General features: G+C 44.8%; 17 protein-coding genes. 8 read left to right on the top strand and 9 right to left on the bottom strand.

Annotated features, from left to right (window positions below):
* Positions 1-5: 5 nt before the first annotated feature.
* The 5 genes from DW036_RS21405 (at position 6) to bglX (ending at position 10963) form a co-directional block, all read left to right on the top strand.
* Positions 6-2423: a glycoside hydrolase family 3 N-terminal domain-containing protein gene (locus tag DW036_RS21405; protein ID WP_187374655.1), complete on the top strand. Its 2418-nt coding sequence runs from the start codon at positions 6-8 to the stop codon at positions 2421-2423.
* A 152-nt stretch (positions 2424-2575) separates the two neighbouring features.
* Complete coding sequence (locus tag DW036_RS21400; RefSeq protein WP_118466112.1) at positions 2576-5596, top strand: TonB-dependent receptor; 3021 nt, start codon at positions 2576-2578, stop codon at positions 5594-5596.
* A gap of 58 nt (positions 5597-5654) precedes the next feature.
* A complete protein-coding gene (locus tag DW036_RS21395; protein ID WP_118466111.1) occupies positions 5655-7202 on the top strand; it encodes a RagB/SusD family nutrient uptake outer membrane protein in 1548 nt (515 codons plus the stop codon).
* Positions 7203-7208: 6 nt separating this feature from the next.
* Entirely contained in the window at positions 7209-8618 is a 1410-nt protein-coding gene (locus tag DW036_RS21390; protein WP_187374654.1) for a hypothetical protein, read from the top strand.
* A 158-nt stretch (positions 8619-8776) separates the two neighbouring features.
* On the top strand, positions 8777-10963 hold the full coding sequence (gene bglX / locus DW036_RS21385; RefSeq protein ID WP_118466148.1) for a beta-glucosidase BglX: 2187 nt from the start codon (positions 8777-8779) through the stop codon (positions 10961-10963).
* A gap of 164 nt (positions 10964-11127) precedes the next feature.
* Here the strand turns inward: bglX and DW036_RS21380 are convergent, their stop codons facing one another.
* From DW036_RS21380 to DW036_RS21365, 4 genes are all read right to left on the bottom strand, one after another.
* Positions 11128-11883 (bottom strand): succinate dehydrogenase/fumarate reductase iron-sulfur subunit, encoded by a 756-nt coding sequence (locus tag DW036_RS21380; protein WP_118466109.1) that lies wholly within the window; start codon positions 11881-11883, stop codon positions 11128-11130.
* 33 nt (positions 11884-11916) lie between these two features.
* Entirely contained in the window at positions 11917-13896 is a 1980-nt protein-coding gene (locus DW036_RS21375; RefSeq protein WP_118466108.1) for a fumarate reductase/succinate dehydrogenase flavoprotein subunit, read from the bottom strand.
* A 36-nt stretch (positions 13897-13932) separates the two neighbouring features.
* Entirely contained in the window at positions 13933-14634 is a 702-nt protein-coding gene (locus tag DW036_RS21370) for a succinate dehydrogenase/fumarate reductase cytochrome b subunit (protein WP_007660895.1), read from the bottom strand.
* Between the two features lie 184 nt (positions 14635-14818).
* A complete protein-coding gene (locus tag DW036_RS21365) occupies positions 14819-15736 on the bottom strand; it encodes an AraC family transcriptional regulator (protein WP_118466107.1) in 918 nt (305 codons plus the stop codon).
* Between the two features lie 105 nt (positions 15737-15841).
* Here DW036_RS21365 and DW036_RS21360 point away from each other — a divergent pair, with 105 nt between their 5' ends.
* Entirely contained in the window at positions 15842-16444 is a 603-nt protein-coding gene (locus tag DW036_RS21360) for a phosphatase PAP2 family protein (protein WP_118216316.1), read from the top strand.
* Here the strand turns inward: DW036_RS21360 and DW036_RS21355 are convergent.
* The 5 genes from DW036_RS21355 to DW036_RS21335 form a co-directional block, all read right to left on the bottom strand.
* Positions 16441-18069: a S41 family peptidase gene (locus DW036_RS21355; RefSeq protein WP_118466106.1), complete on the bottom strand. Its 1629-nt coding sequence runs from the start codon at positions 18067-18069 to the stop codon at positions 16441-16443. The two genes, DW036_RS21360 and DW036_RS21355, sit on opposite strands and share 4 nt — an antisense overlap.
* A gap of 41 nt (positions 18070-18110) precedes the next feature.
* Entirely contained in the window at positions 18111-18563 is a 453-nt protein-coding gene (gene coaD / locus DW036_RS21350) for a pantetheine-phosphate adenylyltransferase (protein ID WP_118466105.1), read from the bottom strand.
* On the bottom strand, positions 18560-20431 hold the full coding sequence (locus tag DW036_RS21345; protein WP_118466104.1) for a DNA topoisomerase IV subunit B: 1872 nt from the start codon (positions 20429-20431) through the stop codon (positions 18560-18562). The genes coaD and DW036_RS21345 overlap by 4 nt, the downstream gene beginning before the upstream one ends.
* A gap of 91 nt (positions 20432-20522) precedes the next feature.
* Positions 20523-21665 (bottom strand): N-acetyltransferase, encoded by a 1143-nt coding sequence (locus DW036_RS21340; protein WP_118466103.1) that lies wholly within the window; start codon positions 21663-21665, stop codon positions 20523-20525.
* A gap of 54 nt (positions 21666-21719) precedes the next feature.
* On the bottom strand, positions 21720-22682 hold the full coding sequence (locus tag DW036_RS21335; RefSeq protein WP_118466102.1) for a calcium/sodium antiporter: 963 nt from the start codon (positions 22680-22682) through the stop codon (positions 21720-21722).
* Between the two features lie 120 nt (positions 22683-22802).
* On the opposite strand from DW036_RS21335, the gene DW036_RS21330 reads away from it, so the two are divergent.
* Positions 22803-24608 carry a mechanosensitive ion channel family protein gene (locus DW036_RS21330; RefSeq protein WP_118466101.1) on the top strand — a complete coding sequence of 602 codons (1806 nt, stop codon included), beginning with the start codon at positions 22803-22805 and terminating at the stop codon, positions 24606-24608.
* Between the two features lie 118 nt (positions 24609-24726).
* Positions 24727-24945, top strand: a complete 219-nt coding sequence (locus DW036_RS25810) for a hypothetical protein (RefSeq protein ID WP_187374653.1) — start codon at positions 24727-24729, stop codon at positions 24943-24945.
* Positions 24946-25106 lie beyond the last annotated feature (161 nt).

Genomic DNA, 25106 nt, shown 5'->3' with positions numbered 1-25106 from the left:
AGTCTATGAGAACACCTACTGAAAAACTGATTATAATAAGTATCGCTTGTTTTCTAAGTGCCTTTGTATCTCAACCGGTACTGGCGCAAAAGTCTAAAACGATCTATCATAAAGACTGGATAGATCTGAATAAAAACGGGAAGAAAGACATCTACGAAACTCCGACGGCTCCTATCGAAGCTCGCATTGCCGATTTGCTTTCGCAGATGACCGTTGAGGAGAAAACCTGTCAATTAGCTACCTTATATGGATATAAGAGGGTCGCTAAAGACGAACTGCCTACCCCTGCTTGGAAACAGGAGTTATGGAAAGATGGCATTGCCAATATCGACGAACATCTCAATGGACTTGTAAAAACTCAATATTCCTACCCTTTCAGTAAGCATGCTGAAGCCATTAATACAGTGCAACGCTGGTTTATTGAAGAAACACGCCTTGGCATTCCTGTTGATTTCAGCAACGAGGGGATTCATGGACTCAATCACGACCGCGCGACTCCGCTTCCTGCTCCTATTGCCATCGGCTCCACCTGGAATGCTGCTCTTGTCAGACAGGCGGGAGAGATTGTAGGCCGTGAAGCTAAAGCTTTGGGTTACACTAATGTATATGCTCCTATTCTGGACTTGGCACGCGATCCGCGCTGGGGGCGCGTACTTGAATGTTACGGTGAAGAACCTTTTCATGTAGCCACATTGGGCAAGGAAATGGTGGCAGGTATCCAGTCGCAGGGAGTTGCTGCAACGTTGAAGCATTTTGCTGTGTACAGTGTCCCCAAAGGTGGACGTGATGGACATGCACGTACCGACCCGCATGTCGCTCCCCGCGAAATGCACCAGTTGCATCTTTATCCTTATAGGAAGATTATACGCGAGGTTCATCCGATGGGAGTGATGAGCAGTTATAACGATTGGGATGGTATTCCCGTATCCGGCAGTTATTATTTCCTGACTGAGTTGCTGAGAGAAAAATATGGTTTCGACGGTTATGTCGTTTCTGACAGTGAAGCGGTTGAGTTTGTCTATAGTAAGCACCGTGTGGCTCAGGACATGAAAGAAGCCGTGAAACAAGTGGTAGAAGCAGGACTCAATGTGAAAACGAACTTTACGCAACCTTCCGATTTTGTATTGCCCTTGCGTGAGCTGGTTGCAGAAGGAAGTGTGTCTATGCAGACACTGGATCGGAATGTAGCAGATGTACTGCGGGTTAAATTCCGTCTGGGGCTTTTTGACAGTCCGTATGTCACGGATACGAAAGCCGCCGACAAGATTGTAGCTTCGCCTGATACCAGAGAATTTGAGAAACAGATGGGAAGAGAATCACTGGTGTTATTGAAAAATGAAGCCAATCTCTTGCCTCTCCAATTGAGTAATCTCCGGAATATTTTGGTTACGGGGCCTTTAGCTACGGATACTACCGCTTATGTCAGCCGATATGGTCCGCAGAATTTGCAGGTAACTCACGTGTTGCAGGGTGTCAGAGATTACGTCGGACAGGCGGTAACCGTACATTATGCCAAAGGATGCGAAGTAGTAGATGCCACTTGGCCGGAAAGTGAAATCATTCCGACTCCTTTGACGGAGGAAGAACGGCAGGAAATTCAGGAAGCTGTGGAGAAGGCTCGTCGGAGTGATGTGGTAATTGCCGTATTGGGTGAGGACGAACACCGGGTAGGTGAAAGTAAATCGCGTACAGGATTGGGCTTACCGGGGCGTCAGCTACAACTCTTGCAGGCTTTGTACGAAACTGGGAAACCTATTGTTCTGGTGCTTATCAACGGACAGCCGCTTACCATTAATTGGGAGAACCGCTACATACCTGCTATTCTTGAAGCTTGGTTCCCAAATTCCACCGGCGGACAGACGATAGCTGAAACTCTTTTCGGAGAATATAATCCCGGAGGAAAGTTGCCGGTAACGTTTCCTAAGACTCTGGGACAGATTGAGCTGAACTTTCCCTTCAAGCCGGGTTCACATGCCGGACAACCGGGTGACGGCCCCAACGGCTATGGCAAAACAGCGGTAGTAGGTTCTCTTTATCCTTTCGGATATGGATTGAGTTATACCACTTTTGAATATGAAAATTTGCATATTACCCCTGACAGGCAGGGAGTGCAGGGGAAGATAGAAATATCTATGGATCTGACAAATACCGGACAGCGGGCGGGTGATGAAGTAGTGCAGCTGTATGTGCGTGATAAGTTAAGTTCCGTGATTACCTATGATTCTCAATTGAGAGGTTTCCAACGGGTTACCTTGCAACCGGGGGAAACCAAGCGTATTCATTTCACTCTTCTTCCCGAGGATCTGGAAATGCTTGACAAAGATATGCACTGGATCGTAGAACCCGGTGAGTTTGAGGTCCTTATTGGTAGCAGTTCCGAAGATATCCGACTGAAAGGAAAGTTTGAAATGATGCAACCCTGAAACTGTATAATGAACGTTCAATACTATAAATTAATCCCATTATTTATCTTAAATTTATAACCATGAGAAACAATGAAACTGATTAAAAAAGCTCGTTTGAGTTTATGAGTAGAGAAACTAATACTGAAAATTTGATTAATACACAATTAATTATGAATACACTTTTTACATTTGTGAAGAGAACTTATGTTTATCTTCTTATGTGTGCCGTGTTGGTCATCGTTGCGATGCCACTCTCTGCACAGAACATTTCATCCGGAACAGCCAACCAGCAGATCACCGGTCTGGTGACCGACGATAAAGGCGAACCACTGATTGGCGCGAATGTAGTACTGAAAGGATCCTCGGCTGTGGGTGTAATTACGGATCTTGACGGTAAATTCTCCCTGAATGCACCTTTGCAAGGAACTTTGCAGATCTCTTACATCGGTTATCATGCACAAGAGGTCTCAATAAATGGAAAGAATCATTTCACTGTACAATTGCAGGAAGATTCAAATACTCTTGATGATGTAATTGTTGTGGGATATGGAGTGATGAAGAAGAGTGATGTGATCAGTTCTGTAACCACGATTAAGACAGATAAAATGACGAAAGCCGCTACCCTGGATATTGGTGAAATGCTTCGCGGACGAGCTGCCGGCCTGAAAATTACAACTTCAGAAAATGCCGGTCCCGGTGGTAGTTCGAATATACAGATACGCGGTACAAACTCTATTTCGGGAGGTACTACTCCTATTGTAGTAGCTGACGGAGTGGTGATCGGTTCCATTAATGATGTGAATCCGAATGATATTGCATCTGTGGAAATTCTGAAGGATGCTGCCGCTCAGGCTATCTATGGTGCACGTGCAGCAAATGGTGTCATATTGCTTACCACCAAAAGAGGAGAAGCGGGAAAGGCGCGTGTAAGTTATCAGGGGTATTATGGTATCCAAAACGTCGACCGTAACTTTGATGTTTACACGCCTGAAGAATTTATACAGTATAAACGTGAGGCTTACCGCACCACCAATAATAACCAGTATGGTGCCGATTCTGATGTATTCAGCCAATTGGAACTCGAATCTATCCAGAATGGACAGTTCATTGACTGGCAGAAAGAGTTGATGCGTACCGGTACTATTCAGAATCATGATCTCACGGTGACCGGAGGTGGTGAGAAAACAAAGGTATTTGTGAGTGGTAACTTTATGAAGCAAACCGGTGTGGTACCTGCAACGGATTTTATAAAGGGGCAGCTTCGCTTTAACCTTGATCAGGAAATTACCCGTTGGCTTAAAGTCGGTTTAAATACCAGCCTGAGCATTTCGACTAAGAATGATCCGGGGGTAGCCGGCCTGTTGCGCGATGCTGTTACCTGTTCACCTTTAGGTTCGGTTTATGATGCTGAAGGTAACCTCAATATGCACCCCACCGGATTGCAGGAGAACTGGAATCCGCTGATTGACTTGCAGGAAAAGACATCGACCACCAAGAGCCGTAATGACCTGGTGAATCTTTTCTTCGACTTCAAGATTTTTAAGGGACTGACCTATCGACTGAATGTGAGCCGTCGTAGCTGGAATGCAAAGGTAGAAACCTATAGTACAGCCAATTCGAAGGCAGGAAGTTACACAGGTATGGGAAGTGGCACTATAAAAAATCAGGATGAGAACGAGTGGACGCTTGATAATATCCTTTCGTATGATAATCAATTTGGCAAACATCACGTATCCGGTACATTGATTCAGAGCTGGAATGAGCGTAACCAACATTCCAATCAGATGGCCGGATCGCTAATTCCGAATGACTTATTGGGTGTCTATGGCATTGAAGCAGCCGGGAAAGTAATACCTACTTTAAGTGCGTCGCAACGCCGTCTTGTTTCTACCGCTCTACGTATGCAGTATGATTTCGCTTCGAAATACTATGTAACCGTAAGTGGGCGTCGTGACGGCTCATCCGTATTCGGTGCTAAAAACAAATGGGCTGTTTTTCCTGCCATGGCATTGGGATGGAATGTGTATCAGGAAGAGTTTATGCAAAACTTTGAGCAACTTACGAACCTGAAATTACGTGGTAGCTATGGTAGCGTAGGAAATGAAGCGATACAGCCTTATGGTAGTATTGCATCTGCCGACCAGTGGGATTATTATACCACGAAGAAACTGACAGGATATACGCCGGGAGCTGTTCTCTCGAATCCTAAGCTGAAGTGGGAAACTTCTACGACTCTGAATCTGGCTGTGGATTTTGGATTTTTTAATAATCGTTTGTCCGGTACTGTGGAATGGTATAATACCCGTACGAAAGATTTGCTAATAGACCGGTCTATCAGTTCGGTTACCGGATATTCTACCATCAAGGACAATATCGGAGAGATTCAGAACAGAGGTCTTGAAATACAGTTAGAAGGTGTTGTGGTAAAGAGTCAGGATTGGGATGTACAATTGGGAATGACTTTTGCACGTAACCGCAATAAGATTATAAAGCTGTTCGGTGACCTGGATGGTGATGGCAAAGAAGATGATTATCCTATTAATAACTGGTATATCGGACAACCTATCAATGTATCCAAAATATACGAAGTAGCCGGTATCTGGCAGGAAGACGAGATTGATGAGATTCCTAAATCAGCACAACCCAATGCTCAACCCGGAGACATTAAAATTGTAGATCGCACGGGCGACGGTAAGTTGGACGACGATGACAAAATACTGGTTTCACAATTCCCTAAGTGGAATGGTTCTTTCAATGCATCGGTAAGATATAAGAATGTTGACTTTTCCATGGATATTTATACTGTACAGGGAATAACCAAATACAATCCGTTCCTGGCAGATTATAATTATGGTGGTAATATGCGTGCAGTGTTCAACGGTGTGAAGGTGAATTACTGGACACCGGAAAATCCTACCGGTAACTTCCCGCGGCCTACAACCAATGGAGCCCTCGAAATGGGAAGTATAGCTCGTCAGGATGCCTCTTATGTGCGTTTGCAGAATATAACGATAGGATATACCCTGCCGAAGACATGGCTTGCAAAAGTGCGCTTGAGCAATGTAAGGTTCTACTTTACCGGACAAAACCTGTTAACATTGACAGATTATGAGTCGTACAGTCCCGAACAGCCCGCTGACAAGTATCCCGAAGCCCGTACGTTGACTTTCGGTTTGCAGCTTGGTTTCTGATCGGAAGGCAGTCAGAGATATAATTTCATACATTCAACATTTTAATGATATAACTATAATGAAAAATTATATATTATTTCTTATCATCGGATTATTGGTAGTCAATACCTCTTGTGATTCCTGGCTGGAAGAAACACAGTTCGACAAGATTAATAGTTCAACGCTCTATGAGAGCGAAGAAGGACTGGAAATCGGTCTGAATGGACTATACGGCCTCTCTCGCCGCTTTTTCCGTTTCAATGATTCGGATGCACGCGGAGCTTACTGGTTTTATTGTGCCACAGACTTGGCTATGGTGCGTACATGGAATGAAGCGGAAATGTATCGTTCCAATATGCGTGCAAATGCCATGCCGGCCGAGATGTGGAACCGCCCCTATCAGATGATTGATCGTGCTTCCGCCATTATTGATGCCGCACCCGGTATTAGTATGCAAACTGAAACCCGTGAGCGAATCGTTTCGGAAGCCCGTGTGATTCGTGCTTGGGCATACCTCAGACTGATTTCTACTTACGACAATATCTTGTTGGATAGCATACCGACAACTCCGGACAATGCGTTTGACGAAGTAGAGTATAAACCGGCTAGCCAGAAGGATGTATATGCCTTTATTGACCGAGACCTCGATTATGCCATCAAGCACTTGCAATATAAAGTGGATCCAGGAATTATCGGATTGGGCCTAGCCCGTCAGTTGCGTGCTGAGTCGGCTATGTGGCAGGAAGATTACACTACGGCAGCAGCACAGGCTGATGCGATAATTACAGACGGACATCACAAACTGGTAGGTATCAGCGAAATATTCGGTAATAATGTAAACCATAGCGAGAGTCTGATGGCGTGGCAGTTCGATGAGTTATCCGGAGGCAGCCATACATTGGCAGGAGGTGATGGTCATGTGTTGGGAGCTTGTTTCCAAGCCCGTTTCTATGAGATCACCATTCCGGGAGATCCTGTAGCGCCTATCATTGAGGAAGCCAACTATGGAGGAAACGCTTACGGGTGGACGTATCCGAATGAGTATCTCCGTTCATTGTATGACAAGGATAAAGACAAGCGCTTACAGTTCTATTTCTATCCGGATACGCTGTACGGAAACAACCCCGCTTCAGTCTATTATGAAAAGAAATTACCGGGTGATCCCCCGTATTCTACTCAGCTGCGCCAGTACACTTGGAGCCTGATGAAATATCGGGACCTGAGCAAACCGGCTAAACGCGCCTTGTCCTACAAACCCTTCATTGCTTATCGTTTGGCGGATACTTATATTTTGGGTGCCGAAGCACATTGGCGGAAAGGAAATACGGAAAAGGCACTGGAATATCTCAATGCTATACGTCTGCGTGCCGGACTTGAAGAGGCTACTACCATTGATCTTCAGACCATCATGGATGAATATGCGCGTGAGTTGTGCTTTGAAGGCAAACGTTGGTTCTTCCTCAAACGTATCGGCAAGTTGGTGGAACAGGTGAATAAGTACCATCGTTTCGGCAGTACAACCAGTAGTATTCAGGGCACGACGATGAAAGATTATATGGTGCGCTGGCCGATCCCGCAGGCGCAAATAGATGCAATGGGAACTTTCCCGCAGAATCCGCAATATTAAATGAGTATGAAAATAGTAACCATACTTTTGTTATCTCTTTTTGCTTCTTCAGTGCTGTTTGCCCAGTCTGGTAAAACAGTCCAGGTACAGACACGTGCCAACAGCACTGTGGAGAACTGGACACCTTACGAGGCACATACTGTGGATAACCTGAAAGGATTCAAAAAGAAAAAGGAACCAGTCCTGTCTGTGTTCGGAGGATATAAGACGAACCGCCAGGAGGCAACCGGCTTTTTCCGTACAGAGAAGATCAATGGGCGATGGTGGATTATTGATCCCGAAGGGTATCCGTTCCATCACCGGGCAGTAGTAGCATTTGCGCCTGGAACCTCGGAGAAGCAACAGTCTGCATTTCAGGAAAAATTTGGTACGCGTGCCCAGTGGGTGAAGGCGGAGACAGAAATGTTACGTTCGTATGGATTTAATGGCGTCGGAGCCTGGTCGGCAGTGGAAGATATCCGTACCAGTCAAACGCCATTGGTCTATACACTGATTGTCAACCCTATGGGGAACTATAAGCATGAGCATGTGAAGAAGTATAGAGGTGCCTATAAGGTAGCCGGCTGGCAGGGGTATCGATTCAATCTGCCTATGGTATTCGATAATGAGTTTGACAAATATGTAGAGCAGGCTCTTGCTCCGTTGGCACGGTATAAAGACGATCCTTGCCTGTTGGGCTATTTTACAGACAATGAATTACCTTGGTATACTGATGCTTTGGACCGTCATCTTAACTTTCTGGCTAAAGATGAACAGGGATACCTGGCAGCACGGAAATGGTTGGATGAACGAAAAGGGAAGGAAGCAACTGTGGCGGATATTACCGAGGAAGACCGTCTTGCATTTTCCGCCTTCTTCTTCGAGACGTATATGCAGAAAGTGACTTCGGTGTTGCGTCGTATAGATCCTAATCACATGTATCTCGGTTGCCGGTTTAATCAGGATAAGAATCAGGAACTTACCAATCCGGCTATCTTTAAGGTAGCAGGTAAGTATATGGATATTATTTCTATAAATCATTACCGCCAGTGGCAGCCGGAACAGGAACGGATGAATAACTGGGGAGAATGGTCGGGTAAACCTTTTCTGATTACCGAATGGTATGTGAAAGGAGAAGATTCCGGTTTGCCCAATGCAACCGGTGCGGGATGGAATGTGCCGACTCAGGATGACCGGGGAATCTTTTACGAAAACTTCTGTTTACAGTTGCTCCGCAATCCATACTCGGTAGGGTGGCACTGGTTTAGGTATCAGGATAATGATCCGGAGGATTTGACAACAGACCCTTCCAACAGGGATTCCAACAAAGGAATTGTAGACAGCGAATATTCTCCTTGGTTACCTTTATTGCGGCGAATGGAGAAAGTAAACAAGCAGGCTTACACACTCACTCGTTACTTTGATTCGCAGAAGTAAATAGTTGGATTTTGATAGGTATTCATATAAGAACCGTTTCGGCTTTAGGACAAATTAAAGTTGAAACGGTTCTATTCAATAAATCATTTTTATCTATGGTGTTTATTACGAATAAAAGAGTTTGCGTATACAGAAATACAGGAGTATTCTTTGTATTAATGATGTGTTGGTTGGCATGTAGTGCCCAGTCGGGAAATAACTTTATGTACGACTATAGTTCGAAGGTCGATTCTGTACTCAGCCTGATGACACTGGATGAGAAAATCGGGCAGTTAAATCAATATACCGGCAACTGGCAGGCAACAGGACCGGTGGTGGAAGATGCTACTAAAATAGAGCAGATCAAGGCGGGTAGAGTCGGAGCCATGCTCAATATTAAGGGGGTAAAATATACGCGCGAGATGCAGAATTATGCCATGCAGTCCCGTCTCCGCATTCCATTACTGTTCGGGCAGGATGTTATTCATGGTCTGCGTACTATCTATCCCATTCCTTTAGGTGAAGCGGCAAGCTTTGATCTGGATTTGATGGAAAGAACAGCAGCCGGTGCTGCGGAGGAAGCTTCTGCACAAGGTATTCACTGGACTTTTGCTCCGATGGTAGATATAACCCGTGATGCACGATGGGGGCGTGTAATGGAAGGAGCGGGCGAAGATACCTGGTATGGTAGCAGAGTGGCCGAAGCGCGGGTAAGGGGCTTTCAGGGAAGTGATCTGGCGGATACTCATACGATAATGGCTTGTGCCAAGCATTTTGCAGCATATGGGGCAGCCATTGCAGGTAAGGACTATAATACGGTAGACATTTCTGACTTGACGCTGCACGATACTTATCTACCTCCTTTCAGAGCAGCTGCAAATGCCGGTGTGGCAACTTTTATGAATAGTTTTAATGACATAAACGGTATTCCGGCTACGGGAAATGCATATATACAACGCGATATCCTTAAAGAAGGATGGGCTTTCAGAGGTTTTATTGTTTCCGATTGGGGATCGGTCAAAGAGATGGTTGCCCATGGATATGCATCCGACTTGAAGACATCGGCGGAGATTGCTATTCATGCCGGATGTGATATGGACATGGAGTCGAGAGCTTATCATAAACATCTGAAAGAGTTGGTGGAAGAAGGTGTTGTGGACATTAAATATGTTGATGAAGCAGTAAAGCGTATTTTGCTGAAGAAGTTTCAACTCGGACTTTTTGATGATCCGTACCGCTATTGTGACGAAGAACGGGAAAAGAAAACCGTATTGAACACCCGCCTCAGGGATTTGTCACGGGAGTCCGGAAGAAAGTCCGTTGTCTTATTGAAGAATGAGAAACAAACTCTTCCTTTGTCTCCGTCTTGCAGAAGAATTGCATTGATAGGAGCTTTGGCTAATTCTCAAAAGGATATGATGGGCTTTTGGGCGAATGAAGGTGTAGAGAAAGAAGTTGTGACCGTGTATGAGGGCCTGAAAAAACGTTTTCCTAATGTAACGGTCGATTATGCCGATGGATATGATTTGGAAACAAATGATTTACGGCTTTCTGAGGCCCGGGCAATTGCCAATTGTGCTGATGTTATAGTAGTGGCCATAGGTGAAAGATTCAATCAGAGTGGAGAAGCAAAGTCGAGGGCTGACATTACCGTCAATGCCAATCAGCAATTGCTGGTGAAGGAGTTGAAGAAAACGGGTAAGACGGTTATTGTTTTACTGATGGGCGGTAGGCCAATGATTTTTAATGATATGGAGCCTCATGCCGATGCAATTCTTCTGACTTGGTGGCTGGGAACCGAAAGCGGGAATGCCATAGCTGATATCATCTCGGGTGATTATAATCCTTCCGGCAAACTGCCCATGACTTTTCCCGCACATGTGGGACAGATTCCGATCTATTATAATTATAAAAGTACCGGAAGGCCGGAAAGTAAAACGGTTGCTTATTCTTGTCGGTATCAGGATATCGATTTTGAACCTGCTTATCCGTTTGGCTACGGATTGAGTTACACTACATTTCAGTTGTCGGAGCCTAAGACTTCTGCCAATGTATATACAATGGAGGATACAATCCGGGTGTCTGCGAAGTTGAAAAACACCGGAGCATATAGAGGAAAGGAGACAGTACAACTTTATATCCGCGATCTGGTGGCCTCCGTAACACGCCCTGTTAAGGAGTTGAAGGGATTTCAGCAAATTGAATTAAATCCGGGTGAAGAAAAAGAGGTGACGTTTATTCTTTCATCGGCAGATCTTTGCTTCATGGACAGGAACTTGAAATATGTTATGGAGCCTGGTAAATTTGAGATAATGATAGGGACTAATTCGAAAGTAGTGAAGAAGACAATTATATCATTGAAATGAATCTGGAACTGATAGTACGATATCAGGAGATTTTCAGCAAGATGAAACCGGCTGAAAATAAGGAGAGGTGAAAGTTACTTCCCGGGCTTACATAAGAAGAACTCCTCTGTCGGTTTCCCGGCAGAGGAGTTCTGGTGATATTAATCAAATGTAGAAAGGGCTGATTAGTCTTTCAGTTTTGCGATGATAAAGTCGCGGTTCAAACGAGCGATGTTGCTGATAGAAATGTTCTTCGGACATTCAGCTTCGCAAGCGCGAGTGTTGGTACAGTTACCGAATCCGAGTTCGTCCATCTTGCTCAACATAGCTTTTGCACGGCGCAATGCTTCCGGTTTACCTTGCGGCAGCAAGTTCAACTGGCTAACTTTTGCGGAAACGAACAACATAGCAGAACCATTCTTACATGCAGCTACACAAGCACCGCAACCGATACAAGCTGCAGCATCCATAGCTTCGTCAGCGATCTGCTTTGGAATCAGGATAGCGTTGGCATCCTGAGGAGAGCCTGTACGCACACTTACATAACCACCTGCTTGCATGATCTTGTCATAAGCTGTGCGGTCTACCATCAAGTCCTTGATTACCGGGAAACCGGCAGAACGCCAAGGTTCAACAGTGATAGTGTCGCCATCGTTGAAACGACGCATATAAATTTGGCAGGTGGTAGCACCTGTTGCAGGACCGTGAGGATGTCCGTTGATGTAGAGCGAACACATACCGCAGATACCTTCGCGGCAGTCATGATCGAATACAACCGGTTCTTTACCTTCAGAAATCAGTTGTTCATTCAAGATATCCAGCATTTCGAGGAATGAAGTGTCACCGGGGATATCTTTCATTTGGTATGTTTCAAAAGAGCCTTTTGCCTTTGGGCCTTTCTGGCGCCATACTTTCAGTGTGAAACTTATATTTTTATCCATTTTCTTTAATTCTTTAAATGTTCAACTTCCCGATTAGCTCTTATAGTTACGAGTTTGTACCTTGATTGCTTCGTAAACCAGCGGTTCTTTCAGCAGTTCAGGAGCTTTTTCGTCGGAGCCTTGATATTCCCAGCAAGCAACGTAGAAGAAGTTCTCATCATCACGTTTTGCTTCGCCTTCCTCAGTCTGGTATTCTTCACGGAAGTGACCACCGCAGCTTTCGTTACGGTTCAGAGCATCGTATGCAACCAATTCACCCATGATAATGAAGTCGTACAAGCGGATAGCCTTATCCAACTCTACATTCATGCCTTCCTTATCTCCCGGGATGAACAGATCTTTTTCGAATTCCTTGCGTATTTCTTTCAGTTTGGCAATACCGGTCTTCAGACCTTCTGCTGTACGGCCCATACCTACATATTCCCACATTACGTGGCCCAGTTCCTTGTGGATAGAGTCTACAGACTTCTTACCCTTGATGTTCATCATCCAGTTGATCTTGTCCTGAATTGCTTTCTCTGCTGCTGCAAATTCAGGCAGGTCGGTAGAGAAGCGGGGAACTGTGATCTGGTCGGCCAGATAGTTCTGAATAGTGTAAGGTAATACGAAGTAACCGTCAGCCAGACCTTGCATCAATGCAGAAGCACCGAGGCGGTTTGCACCGTGGTCAGAGAAGTTACATTCACCGATAGCGAACAGACCTTTGATAGAAGTCATCAGTTCGTAGTCAACCCAGATACCACCCATTGTATAGTGGATAGCCGGATAGATCATCATCGGATTATAATATTTCACACCGGCAATTTCTTTTGCCAGTTCGCCCGGATTCACGTCAGTGATTTCCTCGTACATATCGAAGAGGTTACCATAACGTTGAAGAACGATATCGATACCTAAGCGGCTGATAGCCTCAGAGAAGTCGAGGAATACTGCCAGACCTGTATTATTCACACCGAAACCTGCATCGCAGCGTTCTTTAGCAGCACGGCTGGCAACGTCACGTGGAACCAAGTTTCCGAATGCCGGATAGCGGCGTTCCAAGTAATAGTCGCGGTCTTCTTCAGGAATATCGCTTCCCTTGATTTCACCCTTCTGAAGTCTTACGGCATCTTCTTTCTTCTTCGGAACCCAGATACGGCCGTCATTACGCAGAGACTCTGACATCAAAGTCAATTTAGACTGCTTGTCACCGTGAACAGGAATACAAGTGGGGTGAATCTGTACCATAGCCGGATTAGCCATCCAAGCACCCTTGCGGTAGCAAGAAACAGCAGCTGTACAGTTACAAGTCATTGCATTGGTAGACAGGAAATATGCGTTTCCGTAACCACCGGTAGCGATTACTACTGCGTGTGCAGCGAAACGTTCCAGTTTACCGGTAACGAGGTTCTTTGCAATGATACCGCGGGCACGTCCGTCGATAAGAACAACGTCCTGCATTTCATAGCGGGTATACAGTTTTACGGTACCTACGTTTACTTGGCGGCTCAATGCTGAATAAGCACCCAGCAACAACTGCTGTCCGGTTTGACCGCGGGCATAGAACGTACGTGATACCTGAGCACCACCGAAAGAACGGTTATCCAGCAGACCGCCGTATTCGCGGGCGAAAGGAACACCTTGTGCCACACACTGGTCGATGATGCTATTGGAAACCTCAGCCAAACGGTAAACGTTAGCTTCGCGGGCACGATAGTCACCACCCTTTACTGTATCGTAGAACAAACGGTAAACTGAGTCACCGTCGTTTTGGTAATTCTTTGCAGCGTTGATACCACCCTGTGCAGCGATGGAGTGTGCACGGCGGGGAGAGTCTTGAATACAGAAGTTGAATACTCTGAAACCCATTTCACCAAGTGAAGCGGCAGCAGAAGCACCTGCCAAACCTGTACCTACTACGATGATATCCAAGCGACGCTTGTTAGCCGGGTTCACTAATTTCTGGTGAGCTTTATAGTTGGTCCATTTCTCTGCTACTGGTCCTTCCGGAATTTTTGAATCTATCTTAGTCATAATGCTATTACATTTTAATCGTTTACAATTTACAAATTAGCAAGCACCGCCGCACAATGATTTTGCGAAGAATACGACAACTACCAAGGCGAAACATACAACGACGATAGTAGAGTAGATGTTGGAGATACATTTCCAACGGTTAATCCATACCTTGTTGTTCCAGCCCAGAGACTGCATAGAGCTCCAGAAACCGTGAGTCAGGTGGAACCACAGTGCGCCCAGCCAAATGAGGTAAAGCACTACGTATACCGGATTGCCAAATGTGTTTTCAATGTGATGAACACCATTGGCTGCATATGCCAGTGTGGCAGCATCGGTTTGCATACCCATGTTGTGCATCAACTCAGGAAGCTGCATTTTTGCCCAGAAGTTTACCAGGTGCAGACCCAGACCTACGATTACGATAAGACCCAGTACGAGCATGTTCTGAGAAGCCCATTCCACGGTTTTGGGTTTATCAACTACAGCATAACGTTCGGTACCGCGTGCTTTGCGGTTCTGCATTGTCAGCCAGAAAGCGTAGATGATGTGAATAATGAAAAGGGCAGCCAGACCTACCGTAGCCACCAAGGCATACCAGTTTGCTCCCAGGAACTCACAAACCATGTTGTATCCCTCTGCCGAGATTAATGCAACCAGGTTCATCGCCATGTGAAACGTCAGAAACAGGACAAGGGCGATACCGGTAACGCTCATCACCACTTTCCTTCCTACAGATGAATTACTTAACCACATAAATGATTGAATTTAAATTATTTAATAGTTAGAAAATTTACTTTTACTTAGGGTCTTACTTTAATTTCCCGCAAAAATAGAAGAAAAACATTGATTAAACAAGGAATTAAAGAAATAATTCCGTAATTAGGAGAATAGACAGAAGTTGACAAGTCAGTCAGGGAACAAGGTGACGAGAAAAGGGTTACCCTTCCTCGTCACCTTGTTCCCTTGCTGAGTCGTCACTTTTTTCTTTTATAATAGTGATTTTCTCTCCACTGGCAGCGCGTTTCCGTAGTGAACGGGGGGTATCCCCAAAGGAGTCCTTACAGAAATGAGCGAAGTGTGACAGGGAATCAAAACCATAGCGTGCGCTAATTACAGAGATACGTTGCTTGGTGAATTGCAGATCGTTCAGAATACCTTCACGCTTCTTGTCCAGTATCCATTCGTACACCGGAACATTATACATATTTTTAAACAAACGACGGAAAGTGGTGGTGGTATATCCTCCTAAATGGGCAAATTCTTCCACATTCTTCACTTTGTCGTAGTTTTGCATAATGAAATAATGGAAACTTTCCGTATAAGTACTGATAGGATAGAAAAAAGTACTTATCTGGCGTAGTGGATAATAACAGGTTAGAATGTAAACCAGTTCCTGGCGCTTGATATCGAGATATTTCCCGCAAGCGGAAGGTTGTTCTTTAAAATAGTCGGCGATATCATGTAGCAGTCGTTCCAGTTTTGCGTTAGCCAGCAACGGTGTGTAAATCAGTGGAGCTTCGGAACGTTCCAAGATCTCTTTATAGCGGTCTTCGCATAAAAGCGGAAGTTCCGTGAACCAATAGGCGATGTATTCCACTTCAGTCAGTGCCAATAACTCCATTTTTGAGCCGATGGCTTGTAATACACACTGTCTGCTTAGGAGCGTAGTGCCCGGATATTCGTTACTATTTATCAGCAACTCACCCTTTAACATAAAGATCATGCAGTTCTGGGTGCACTTCTCCGCTGAGAAATGCTGCCCCTGGGGATGTTGGCGAAGTACCAACGTCCCATCAGAAATTTTCGGGCATAGAGTACAATCTACTTGCCGTGCGCAAAGAGTGTCTTTTGTCATGAAATATAGGACGAATTACTAAAATTATGGCAACAAAGATAGAATTTTTTTGTGAATACTCTAACAAAATCACCTATCTTTGCTGCAAACTATAAGAAAGACTGCATGAAGAGAACTATTTTTTTTGTATTTTTTGCATCATTAGTTGTACTCAGTATTTCTGCACAAAATTGGGACATCAATACCTTGCATAAAATAAACAGTTGGGATGGTAAGTTTATTCGCAATTATAATAAAATAATTTCTCGTACTGAACCTTATATAGCCGTTGGAGTTCCTGTGGCGATGGCACTGGCTGCCTGGGTGAAAAAAGACCGTGAATTATTGAAGGATGCTGTGTATGTAGGTACCAGTGTTGCCGGTGCTTTTGTGGTGACTTACGGCTTGAAATATCTTATAGACCGTGAACGTCCGTTCGACCGTTATCCCGACCGGGTTCATGCTTATAGTCATGAGACCAGTCCTTCTTTCCCATCCGGACATACGGCAACAGCCTTTGCATTGGCAACTTCGCTTTGCGTGAAGTATCCGAAATGGTATGTGATAGGTCCTTCGGCTTTATGGGCTTGTTCTGTCGGGATGTCCCGTATGAATGAGGGTGTGCACTATCCGTCCGATGTACTGGCAGGTGCAGTCATCGGAGCGGGATGTGCGGTAGTAAATATCTATGTGAACCGCTGGTTGAATAAGTGGTTATTCGGTAATTAAAGCGGTAGTTTCTTCTCGTAAATCTTTTCGTTCAGTACTTTTAGTGCCTGTTGCACACTGTTGTTCGTGGTGTTTATCACCTGGAAGTATTCGTTCATATCCCACAGGTCACGGGCAATCAGGGCTTTCAACTGTGTTTTTATCAGCGGAAGCGATTTGTTGTATTGCTCTTCATTGAACTCGATCTTCTCTTTATCGGCGGCAGCGCGTATGTCTGCAAGCATCTGCTCGTCTATCTCAAACTTATTGTTGAAGGTATCGAACTTCTTGTACTGTTCCTGTAATTCTTTCCGGTGGCTTTCGATGTATTTCGTGGTTGCTTTGATAACAACACCTTTGGCAACCAGATTCCGGTGATAATCGGTGTATTGAGTGGTGTCAATGGGTACGAAATAGTCGGGCATGATACCACCGCCACCATAAACGGTACGTTTCAGTTTTTTTGTAGAATTCTTCAGTGAATCGGGGAAATGGATGCTGTCAGCATGCATCATCTCTCCACGGTTGAAGCGCTCTATCAGATCCATATTGTATTTCTCCTGGGTATCCTCGCCTTGAAGTCTGGGATTGTCCAGATTAGCTGTATGGTCATACGGTTTTTGAATGCAACGTCCGGAAGGGGTATAGTAACGGGCAATAGTCAGGCGTATCATGGAACCGTCGGGCAGGTCGATGGGGCGCTGTACCAAGCCTTTACCGAAAGTACGGCGGCCCACAACAACTCCTCTGTCCCAGTCCTGTATGGCACCGGTAACGATTTCACTGGCAGAAGCAGAGTATTCATCCACCAATACAACGAGGCGACCGTTTTTGAAGTTACCTGTACCTTTGGCGTAGAAGTTGCTGCGCTGGGCGGCTCTTCCTTCGGTATATACAATCAATTCTTTCTGTTGCAAGAACTCATTGGCAAGGTCGATGGCCGCGTTCAGGTATCCGCCTCCATTACCTTGCAGGTCGAGTATCAAGTCCTTCATTCCCTGTTTCTGTAATTCTTTAAGAGCTGTTGTAAACTCTTCGGCGGTAGTGGCGCCGAAGCGGTTGATGCGGATATAGCCTGTCTTGGGTTGTATCATATAAGATGCATCCAGGCTGAGAATAGGAATTTTATCCCGTTTTACGGTGAAATATAAAGGATCATCTACTCCGCGGCGGACGATGGTGAGTTTAACTTCCGAGTCTTTGGGACCGCGTAAGCGCGTCATGATATCTTCTGTGGACATCTTAACACCTGCAATGGCACTGTCGTTTACAGCTACAATACGGTCTCCTGCCAGTATGCCTACTTTTTCGGACGGTCCGTTGCTCACGGGCTGTATAATCAGTAAAGTATCTTCTATCATCTGAAACTGAACACCAATACCTTCGAAATTACCTTGCAGAGGCTCGTTCATTTTCTTCACTTCCTCGGCATTGTTGTATGTGGAGTGCGGGTCGAGCTGTGCCAACATACGGATAATGGCTTCTTCCACCAGTTTGTTTTCGTCTACCGAGTCTACATACAGGTTGGCTATAGCAAATTCTGCCATTTGTAACTTGCGGATTGCTGCCGCATTACCCGTATTTTGTGCCTGCATGGAAGCCATGCCACCACATATACATATTATAAAGATAAGGAGTTTCTTCATTATTCTTTTTACTAATCACTAATCATTAAATTCACTAATCACTAAATCTCCATTCCTTCGGGAATGAACTGGCTGATGTCCTTGCCGAATTGTAACAACTCACGGACGGTCGTCGAACTGATGCACGTCAGCTCGGGCTCGGTAAAGAGCAGGATCGTTTCAATACCTGCCAGTTTGCGGTTGATATCTGCAATGGTTTCTTCGTATTCAAAGTCTTTCACGGTGCGGATGCCGCGGATGATAAACTGTGCATCTACCTGTTGTGCAAAATCAATCGTCAGGCAATCATAAGAGTATACTTTGATGCGGGGTTCGTTCCGGTAGAAGTTCTGTATCATTGCCACGCGCTTCTCGATAGGGAAATAGGTATTCTTATTTTCATTAATTCCAATCCCAATGATGACTTCATCCATAAAAGTCAGCGCGCGGGTCACTACCGAGGAATGCCCGATGGTGAAGGGGTCGAATGTTCCCGGAAAGATTGCTCTTCTCATGATGCCAGATCTTCTTCTATAACCAGATTATTAATAATAAAGTTTTGTCGTTCCATGGTGTTTTTGCCCATATAGAACTCCAACAGTTCCTTTACCAAGTCCGTCTTGCGCAGGCTTACCTGCTCCAGACGCATATCTTTGCCAATGAAGTGCTGGAATTCATCGGGTGAGATTTCTCCTAAACCTTTAAATCGGGTGATTTCAGGATTCGGTCCCAGTTCTACAACTGCTTTCTGCCGTTCTTCTTCCGTATAGCAGTAAAGGGTTTTCTTCTTATTACGTACACGGAACAACGGAGTTTGCAGGATATATACATGCCCTTTCTTTATCAGATCAGGGAAGAATTGCAGGAAGAAGGTTATAAGTAGCAGGCGGATGTGCATGCCATCCACATCGGCATCGGTAGCAGCAATCACCTTGTTGTAGCGTAATCCCTCGATACCGTCTTCTATATTCAAGGCAGCCTGTAGCAGGTTGAACTCTTCGTTTTCATATACCACCTTTTTAGTCAGCCCGTAAGAGTTCAACGGCTTACCACGCAAGCTAAATACTGCTTGTGTGTTTACGTCACGGCTTTTCGTGATAGAACCACTTGCTGAGTCACCCTCGGTAATGAAAATGCAGGATTCGGTCTCCTGGTCTTTCCCCTTGCCGTCGTTGAGGTGATAGCGGCAGTCGCGCAACTTACGGTTGTGCAGGTTGGCCTTCTTGGCACGTTCGCGAGCCAGCTTGGTAACACCGGCAATTGCTTTGCGTTCCTTTTCAGAGTCCTGTATCTTTTGCAGCATGACTTCCGCAACCAATGGGTTTTTGTGGAGATAATTATCCACTTCCGTCTTGATGAAGTCTCCTACATATTTATTTACGCTCACACCACCCGGAGACATGGAAGGCGAACCGAGTTTGGTTTTTGTCTGTCCCTCGAATTGGGGTTCTTCCACGTTAATGGCAATGGCGGCAACGATACCGTTACGGATATCGGCGTACTCCTGGTTTTTGTTATAAAATTCCTTGATGGTGCGGGCAATATGTTCTTTGAGCGCACTTTGGTGTGTACCGCCTTGCGTAGTATGCTGTCCGTTGACGAAGGAGTAATATTCTTCGCCGTATTGGTTGGTATGTGTGAAGGCTATTTCAATATCTTCCCCTTTCAGGTGGATGATGTTGTATAACCCCTGTGCGGTCATGTTGTCGTTCAGCAAATCTTCCAGACCGTGGCGTGAAATGATGCGCTGACCATTGTAAATAATGGAAAGTCCCGTATTCAGATACGTATAATTACGCAATAGCATTTCCACAAAATTAGCCTGGAAGGAATAGTTCAGGAATAATGTACTATCCGGTTCGAAGAAGATATAAGTTCCGCTTTCTTCGTTGCAGGCTTCTGTGACATCGCTTTGCAGAATACCTTTTTCGAAAATGGCGATACGGACTTTGCCTTCACGATAACTGCGTACCTCAAAACGGTTGCTAAGCGCATTTACGGCCTTGATACCTACACCGTTCAGTCCGACGCTCTTTTTAAAAGCCTTGCTGTCGTACTTACCACCGGTATTGAGTTTGCTTACTGCCTCAATCAGCTTTCCTTGCGGAATACCTCGACCGTAGTCGCGTACGCTGACACGCAGATTCTCCTCAATGGTTATTTCGATCCTTTTACCCGCACCCATTTTGAATTCATCGATGCTGTTGTCCATTACCTCTTTTAGCAATACATAAATACCGTCGTCGTTTTGCGTACCGTCGCCCAAACGACCGATATACATACCCGAACGGACACGGATGTGCTCCATATCGTCAAGATGACGAATGTTGTCTTCCGTATATTCTACATTGCCTTCGGGCATCAGTCCGTTGATTTCTTCCATAAACTTAATATAGTGATTAGTGATCAGAGATTAGTGATTAGTGGTATGTGGCGTGAAAGTCAGCCGTTAATCACTAATCACTAACCGTTAATCACTGATGGTTAATTTCCTTAATAAACGCCCTGCGCCGTTTATGCTGCTCTGTTTTAAAGTACTCCCATTGGGCTTGTACCTTGCCGTTCATCTCCAGTTCAGGGTTACTCTCTGCAAATATAAAACCTAATTTTTGATAAACCGGAATTAAATCGGAAAATAACAATGCGTTAACACCCTTGTTCTGGTACTCCGGTTTCACTGCAACGAGTAATAAATCCAACATTTTGGCACGGCGTTTCATGAAGAGGGCCTTCAGCAGATAATACCATCCGAAGGGCAATAACCGTCCGTGTGCTTTTTGCAAAGCTTCGGACAAGGATGGCATGGAAATACCTACACAAATCAGTTGGTCGTCGGCATCCGTGATAAGTGTCACCATACGCAGGTCTACAATAGGAAGGTACATCTTCACGTATTGGTCGATCTGTCGTTGTGACAGGGCGGAATATCCGAACAGGGGTTTATAAGCTTCGTTCATCAGTTCAAAGATGGCCTGACCGTAATCTTGGGCAATCTTTTTCGCAGATGTATATTTTTTGATTTTGAGATTATACTTACGTTGAATGAGGTCGGAGATACGTTTGTGTTTGTCTGGTATGGCATCCGGAATATAAATTTTAAATTCTACCCAGTCGGCATCTTTTTCAAAGCCCATGCGCTCCATGTGTTGCGGGTAGTAAGGGTAGTTATAGATGGTGGCCATTGTGCTGAGTTGATCGAAACCTTCGACAAGCATGCCTTCTGCATCGAAGTCTGTGAAACCCAAGGGACCTTGTATATGAGTCATTCCTCGCTCTTTACCCCATTCTTCTACTGTGCGGATTAGTGCGTCGGAAACTTCGGGGTCATCGATGAAATCGATCCAACCGAAGCGGACATTCTTTTTATCCCAGGTCTGATTGGCTTTATGATTGATAATGGCAGCTACACGTCCTACTATCTGATTGTCTTTGTAAGCTAAAAAATACTCTGCTTCGCAGAATTCAAACGCTGCATTCTTCTTTTTGTTGAAGGTATTGAGCATGTCGTCGTAAAGATCGGGGACGGAGTAAGGATTGCCTTTGTATAGCCGGTAATTGAAGCGGATGAACCGTTTCAATTCTTTCATTGTAGAAGCTTTTTTGATTGTTATTGCCATAATTTTATGTCTAATGAGGGGGCAAAGATACATGATAATCTTTAAAATACCACTTTAAACATTATAAATAAGTACAACAGTATAAGCTATATAACAAAGTATCAATATGCTGCCCTCAATGCGGGTAATGGTTCGTTTGGCGAAGAAAAGTCCGAAAATCCAAAGCAGAATACTTGAACCTACCAGTACCAGGAGGTCCAGATTAGTGATGCCTGCCAGATGTAATGGTGTGATAGAAGCACTACATCCCAATACAAAGAAAATGTTGAAAAGATTGCTTCCGATTACATTACCGATAGCAATTTCAGGATTCTTTTTGAGAGCAGCTACGATAGAGGTAGCCAGTTCGGGTAGGGATGTTCCGCCTGCCACAAGCGTCAGCCCGATGACGGACTCGCTGACTCCCAGGCTGCGGGCAATACCTGTGGCACCGTCCACAAAAAAGTTACCGCCGATGATAAGCCCTGCCAGTCCACCTATTATATATAGGGCAGACCGCCACATGGGAAGTTGCTTGATTTCTTCTTCGGGTGCTTCTCCTTCTTTCTTTCCCTGAAAGGCGATTGCAAAGGTATATCCCAAAAAGATGATAAAGAAACAGAGCAATAGCAAACCATCCGTGGTGCTGAGAATGTTTTCTGCACTATGGTCCAGCAATACATCATTGGCACAAATCAGCAGTACGATGGAAGACAGGATGCAGAGAGGTATTTCTTTGCGTAATGTATTTTGAGAGATGACAATAGGGGCAAAAAGTGCTGTGCAACCCACGATCATCAAAGTATTAAAGATATTACTACCTACCACATTTCCGATGGCAATGTCTGCACTGCCTTTCAGAGCTGAAGATACGCTAACCGTCAGCTCCGGAGCGGATGTTCCGAAAGCCACAATGGTAAGTCCGATAACGATGGACGGTATATGGAAACGTTTGGCTATGGATGCAGCCCCGTCCGTCAGTCCATTAGCGCCTAAAAGGATGAGGAGAAGTCCCCCAATCAGAAAAAGAATATCCATAAGAATACTGATTTTTGTGCAAATATAATTAATTCCTTTTATGATAAGTGAAAAACATTCCGTATGTTTGGTGCGTTAAACAATTTATAATTTTAAGTAACCTGATTAAGGACTTTTAATATGAAGGGAATTCGTGCGTTGTGTCTTTGGCTGTTGTTGCTGCCTGTAGGTGGAACATCTGCCCAGTTGGTGGAAAAAGTTCGGGATATTCTGGGTGAAGATAGTTCAGCAGTAACTACTACCTCATTGAAGACGGATAGCGACTCGATATATCTGTTGAAGGCACGGCAGGACTTGGAAGTGGCAAGACTGAATGAAGCCAATCTCAGGATGGAGATAGAGCAGATGAAGCTGAAATATGATGCAGCAGACTCTTTGAAGCTGGCTAAACAGCGGTTACGTATTGATTCGCTCAGAAGAATGACTCCGGGTGTTCCTGTGGTTGTGGAAGGTGACACCTTATACTACCTGTTTGCCAAGCGCGGCGGTCACACTCCCCAACAGCGTGCCGAAATGAATGCGGCGGCAATTACGGAACTGGGCAAGCAATTCAATTTGCAGCCGGACTCGGTTTATACGGAAAGCAGTGATATTGTTACCGACCTGATGTACGGGAATAAAGTCCTTGCTTCATTTATTGATCAGGATGGTCTGTGGGAAGGCTGTTCACGAGACCAGTTGGCGGCTGCCAAGCGGAAAGTGATAGTGGACAAGCTGAAGGTCATGAAGGATGAGCATAGTCTTTGGCAGCTTGGTAAGCGTATTCTTTATTTTATTCTTGTAATTGTAGGTCAGTTCCTGTTGTTTAAGCTCACTATCTGGCTGTTCAATAAGCTGAAAGCCCGTATTCAACGTCTGAAAGATACTAAACTAAAACCTATTTCTATTCAGGATTATGAGTTGCTGGACACGCAGAAGCAGGTAAACCTGCTTGTCTTCCTGGCAAGTCTGCTGCGCTATGCCGTCATGCTGCTTCAGTTGATTCTGACGGTGCCATTGCTCTTTGCTATATTCCCTCAAACCAAAGATCTCGCTTATAAGTTGTTCTCGTATATCTGGGATCCGATAAAGAGTATCTTCCTGGGTATAGTGGAGTATATTCCCAACTTGTTTACCATCTTTGTGATATGGCTTGCCGTGAAGTATCTGGTGCGGTTGGTTCGTTATCTTGCCAGTGAAATACAGTCGGAACGGCTGAAGATAGGCGGTTTCTATGCCGACTGGGCTATGCCGACGTTCCACATAGTACGCTTTCTGCTTTATGCATTTATGATTGCCATGATCTATCCCTACCTGCCGGGCTCCAAATCGGGTGTCTTCCAGGGAATATCAGTCTTTGTCGGATTGATTGTTTCGCTGGGATCGAGTACAGTGATCGGGAATATCATTGCAGGACTGGTTATCACGTATATGCGTCCGTTTAAGTTGGGTGACCGTATTAAGCTGAATGATACAACGGGAAATGTGATTGAGAAAACACCGTTGGTAACGCGTATCCGTACGCCGAAGAATGAGGTGGTTACGATTCCGAATTCTTTTATCATGTCTTCGCATACGGTGAACTTCAGCCAGTCGGCACGTGATTACGGATTGATTATCCATTCGGAAGTGAGCATCGGTTATGATGTTCCCTGGCGGAAGACACATCAGCTTCTGATTGAAGCGGCGCTGAATACTCCCGGAGTAGTGGATGATCCGCGTCCGTTTGTGTTGGAAACATCACTTCAGGATTATTATCCGGTCTATCAGGTGAATGCATACATTAAAGATGCCAATCAGTTGGCACAGGTTTATTCTGATTTGCATCAGAATATTCAGGATCGGTTTAATGAAGAAGGTATAGAAATCATGTCGCCCCACTACATTGCTACGCGAGATGGTAGTGAGACGACGATACCTAAGGATGATCTTCGGGGGAAGAAATAACTTTCTCGGCACAAGGCAGTACTACTGTAAGCGGCTTCCGGTGTCTTCTACGTAGATGTGTGCCTCTTCGCTGCGAAATGCTCAAAAAGACATTATACAATAAAACACTTTTGCAAAGGTGAATATCTTAGAAGAATTCGCTTTTTCAAAAGTGTTTTGTTGTATTTGCAATCAAAACTTATTAATTGATTTCATTATGGATTATGTAGATATTCAGCCTTTGGTAAATTCCTATCATAAAAAACTTGCTGCAACCGACTTACACCACCGCGTAGAAGATCAAGAAACTCTTGATGGTTATTGCCGGGAATGTTCCCTTCAAACCGAACATCAATAAACTCTCTGCGCAGTTCGATCAGATAGCAGACCTACCGAATAGTTATCTTGCTATTGATGACATCGAGACTGGCAATGGCAACAGAATACCTCTTTGGATGTTCGGGTGCTTGTATTAGGTTAATCATTTCAGATCATAACGGAATAATAATGAGCTAAATG

The sequence above is a fragment of the Bacteroides sp. AF39-11AC genome, assembly GCF_003474285.1.
In the GTDB taxonomy this organism is placed as follows: Bacteria; Bacteroidota; Bacteroidia; order Bacteroidales; family Bacteroidaceae; genus Bacteroides.
This window is presented reverse-complemented; position numbering and strand designations above follow the sequence as displayed.